This is a genomic window from Aminobacter sp. P4_H6_2 (assembly GCF_056400805.1).
Map to the genome: position 1 here is coordinate 1 of NZ_JBFUKO010000480.1, position 4225 is coordinate 4225.

General features: G+C 61.2%; 5 protein-coding genes. 1 reads left to right on the plus strand and 4 read right to left on the minus strand.

What is annotated here, in order from left to right; all coding sequences use genetic code 11:
- A partial coding sequence (locus AC1DUU_RS24740; protein ID WP_476786020.1) for a hypothetical protein occupies positions 1-446 on the plus strand: 446 nt, incomplete at its 5' end.
- A 230-nt stretch (positions 447-676) separates the two neighbouring features.
- On the opposite strand, the gene AC1DUU_RS24745 is transcribed toward AC1DUU_RS24740, so the two are convergent.
- The 4 genes from AC1DUU_RS24745 to AC1DUU_RS24760 all read right to left on the minus strand — a co-directional run.
- Entirely contained in the window at positions 677-1276 is a 600-nt protein-coding gene (locus AC1DUU_RS24745; RefSeq protein ID WP_476786021.1) for an ABC-type transport auxiliary lipoprotein family protein, read from the minus strand.
- A gap of 81 nt (positions 1277-1357) precedes the next feature.
- On the minus strand, positions 1358-2731 hold the full coding sequence (locus AC1DUU_RS24750; RefSeq protein WP_476786022.1) for an MlaD family protein: 1374 nt from the start codon (positions 2729-2731) through the stop codon (positions 1358-1360).
- Positions 2732-2745: 14 nt separating this feature from the next.
- Positions 2746-3567 (minus strand): ABC transporter ATP-binding protein, encoded by an 822-nt coding sequence (locus tag AC1DUU_RS24755; protein ID WP_476786023.1) that lies wholly within the window; start codon positions 3565-3567, stop codon positions 2746-2748.
- A gap of 1 nt (position 3568) precedes the next feature.
- The coding region (locus AC1DUU_RS24760; protein WP_476786024.1) for an MlaE family ABC transporter permease at positions 3569-4225 on the minus strand (657 nt) is incomplete at its 5' end.

Genomic DNA, 4225 nt, shown 5'->3' on the forward strand with positions numbered 1-4225 from the left:
GTGGATGGGTCCGCGACCTGTTGACCGGTGCATCGCGTGAGGAACAGTCGGGGCGTCCAGCAGGCCAACCGGTCGCCGTGCCGGCACAGCGTTCACCCATGCATGTGGTCGAGTCGCTCAACTCGCTGTCGGTCGATATCGCCCGCGCCATCGATCATGACGCCTCGATCGAGCTTTGGGATCGCTACCGTCGCGGCGAGCGCGATGTCTTCACCCGCCGCCTCTACACGCTGAAGGGCCAGCAGACCTTCGACGAAATCCGCCGCAAATATCAGTCCGATGGCGAGTTCCGCACTGCCGTCGACCGCTATTGCGACGATTTCGAGAAGCTACTCAAGGACGTTTCGCGCAACGACCGCGACAACATCATGACCAAGACCTACCTGACCTCGGATACGGGCAAGGTCTACACCATGCTGGCACATGCGGCGGGTCGTCTTAAGTAAGGCGGCTGCAGGGCAATACGGCATTGAGGCAGTAGGGCAGTAGGTTCGGTACCTACTGCCCTTTTGCTATCTGCGTTTCATACTTCGGAGTAGCGGGGCATCTCGCGACGCGCGCGACTGCGCGTATTCCAGGCAAACGCCAAGAACAGGAGTGCGACTAAACAGGGATTGGCTTAGGGGAGCGGCTTGAGGCGTCTACTGCCCTATTGCCCTATTCCCCCACTGCCTTCTTATATCAGCCCTTCAGTCCACTTGACGATTTCGGAAGCAGCCTGGCCGAAGGCACGGTCGAGGGCAGCCACGTAGGCATCGTTGCCGGCACCTGAGACCGGCGCACTGGTGGTGAAGACACGCGAGGCGCGCACCTGGCCGTTGCGATCGTTGAGGAGCCTGACGAACAGTTCGACTTCGGCGCGTTCGCCGCCATCGACCTTGATCTCAAAGCTGCGCAACTCGGCGATCACCTGATAGTCGATCGCAAGGCCCTCGCCGGGCTTGCCTACGCCGATGAAGCCGCCGGCGCGCTGGAATGTCTCCGCGAGACGCGCCTGCACGATGCGCGGCAGCCGATCCGACCACTGCGCGCCCTTGAGGAACTGGATGGAACCTGGCGAAGGCGTGATGACGATGCTCTGACCATCGAGCGACTTGAGCGCGGAGGGCTCGGCGATAAGGATCTGGCGATGGCTCGAGCCGCCGCGCCCAGTCACAGCAGGCGCGGTAAGTTCGTAGGTGTCGAGCGGCGGCGGCGTTGCAACGAACAACGAGGTGCAGCCAGACAGCGCAAGCGCGGCTGCGGTGAGCAGCAATGTTGATCTAGCAGCCTTCACGTGCTGTCCCCGAACAAGACTCAAACCGCGCTTTGCGCGAACCACCCTCAGGCACTTTCATGCTGTGGCATGCCGGCGATGTCAACGACGCACCCGTCCGTCAAACTCGCGCACGCTGCCTTCGCCGCCTGTGATGATGCGTTGGGGATTGCGCTCCAGATCAGAGACCGCCTGTTCGATACGGCTGATCGAACGGCGGCTGTCCTGCACCAGCGACTCGACATCGCGTAGTCCCTGACCCGAGAAGCGCGAAAGCCCGTCCATGATCGTTGAGAGCCGTGAATTCAGCGTGTCGGCAACCTGCTTGAACGATTTCAAAGTCGCGCTGGCATCGGACATCACACCATTCGCCTCGCCCGAGCCGAGCAGCGTGTCGACCTTTGCGAGCACGCCGTCGACGCGCACCGAAGCTTGGTTCAGGCGCGAAGTCAGTTGCTTGGCGTCCGAGATCATCTGGTCGATGTCTTCGGCGCGGTTGCCGAACTTGCCGGTGACCTTGGCCACGTCGGCGGCGACCTTGTTGGCGTTTTCACTGGCCTGTCGGATGTTGTCGAGCGATGCACGCACGCTTGCGGCGTCGACGCCTTCAAGCACGCCGTTGACCTTGGTCAGCGTCTGCTGGGTGTTCTGGGCGAAATCGTTGATCGAAGCGACAGCAGTGTTGACGCCCTTGACGATGCCATCGAGTTGGTCGCTTTGCGCGCTGAGGTTCCTGGTGAAGGTGTCGACACTGGCAACGATGTTTTTCACCTTCTCCGGGTCGACGGATTTGAGCAGCCCTTCGGCAGCGGTGATCGTGCCGTCGAGCTTGCCAGAAACACCTGACAGCTCCTCGGACAGCGCGCTCACGCTCGCCAGGAACTTGTCGACGCCATCGGCATTGCGCGCCAGCGACTCGGAGAATTTCTGCGCATTGTTGACGGTTTCGGTCAGCGGGCCACGGACGTCGTTGGTGAAGCCTTCGAGATTGGTCAGGACGGTATCGGCGCGCTTGAAGATGTCCTGGGCTGTCTGCAGCAGGTTGGTGACGGCGGACGGATTGGCGACGATCTCGGCGATCTTGCCTTCCGCTTCGGCCTGGTCGAGCAGATTCGGTTCCTTGATATTGGCGCCCTTGAGCTCGATGTTGGCCTGGCCCGTCAGGCCGGCAAGGCCGATATCGGCCTGGGTCGACTGGGTGATCGGCGTCATCTTGTCGATCTCGGTGTCGGCAATGGCCACCTGGGGGTTGGTGACGTCGAGATAGACGCGGCGGACATCGCCGACCTTGACGCCGTTGAACAGCACGAAGCTGCCCCTGGCCAATCCCGACGCGGAGCCAGGAATGCGCACGCGCAACGTCACCGTTTCGCCGCGATCGCCGATTGCCGCCGTCCAGTAGACGAAAGCAAAGGCGGCCAGGATCGAAAACAGCGTGAAGATGCCGACGATGACGTAGTTGGCCCTGGTCTCCATCACATCATTCCATTCTATGCCCTGGCCACAAGATCAAGCTGCCGCGCCCGCTTTCCGCGGAAATAGGATCTTACCCACGGTTCTTCGCTCTTGAGCATGTCGTTGATCGTGCCTTCGATCAGAACCTTCTTGTTGCCGAGCACGGCAACCCGGTCGCAGACCGAAAACAGGCTGTCGAGGTCGTGCGTGACCATGTAGACGGTCAGCCCCATCGTGTCGCGCATCTTGCCGACCAACTCATCGAACTCGGCCGCGCCGATCGGATCGAGACCAGACGTCGGCTCGTCGAGGAAGACGATGTCGGGATCGAGAGCCAGCGCGCGCGCCAGGGCGGCGCGCTTGATCATGCCGCCGGAAAGTTCGGAGGGAAACTTGCATGCCGCATCCGGCGGCAGCCCCACCAACTCGACCTTGAGCATGGCGAGTTCGTCCATCAGCTTCCTCGGCAGATCGAGATATTCGCGCATCGGTACCTGAATGTTTTCCAACACGGTCAGCGCCGAAAACAGCGCCCCGTGCTGGAACAACATGCCGAGGCGCATGTCGATCCTGAGCCGCTCTTCTTCGCTTGCCGTCTCAAGATCGACCCCGAACAGCTTGATCGTGCCGGACCTTTTGCGGACCAGACCAAGGATCGTACGCAACAGCACGGACTTGCCGGAACCTGAAGCACCTACGAAGCCGAGGATTTCGCCACGTTTGATATCGAGATCGAGCTTGTCGAGGATGACTTTGTCCTCGAAGGCGACCGTCAGGTCACGCACAGAAAGCAGCACCTCGCCCGGGGCGTCCTGGATTTGGCTTTCCACCTGAACGGTCTTTGCGCGGCTTGCCATGTCAGAAACTGATCGCTGCGTAGAACATGGCAAACAGGCCATCGAGAATGATGACGACGAAGATGGACTTGACCACCGATGCAGTGACATGACGGCCAAGCGATTCCGCGCTACCGCCAACCTTCATGCCCTCGACCGAGGCGATGGTACCGATGATCAGCGCCATGAACGGCGCCTTGATCAGACCGGCGGAGATGGTGCTGAGGTCGATTGCCAGCCGCAGGCGGTCGATGAAGGCCGCGGGCGGGATGTCGGAATAGAGCCAGGCTGCCAGCATGCCGCCGCCGAGTGCCGCGAAATTTGCAATGATGGTGAGGCATGGCAATGCAATGACCAGGGCCACCAGCCGTGGAAAAACGAGCACGCCGATCGGGTTGAGGCCGATCACGGTCAGCGCGTCGACTTCTTCGCGCATCTTCATCGAGCCTATCTCGGCAGTGATTGCGCTGCCCGAGCGGCCAGCGATCATGATCGCCGTCATCAACACGCCGAGTTCGCGCAGCACCAGAACACCAACGAGGTCGACGACAAAGATGTCCGCGCCGAAATAGCTGAGCTGGTAGGCGCCTTGCTGGGCGACGATGCCGCCGACGATGGCCGACATCAGAACGACCACAGGAATGGCGCCGACGCCCATACGATCGATCTGGTTGAAGAT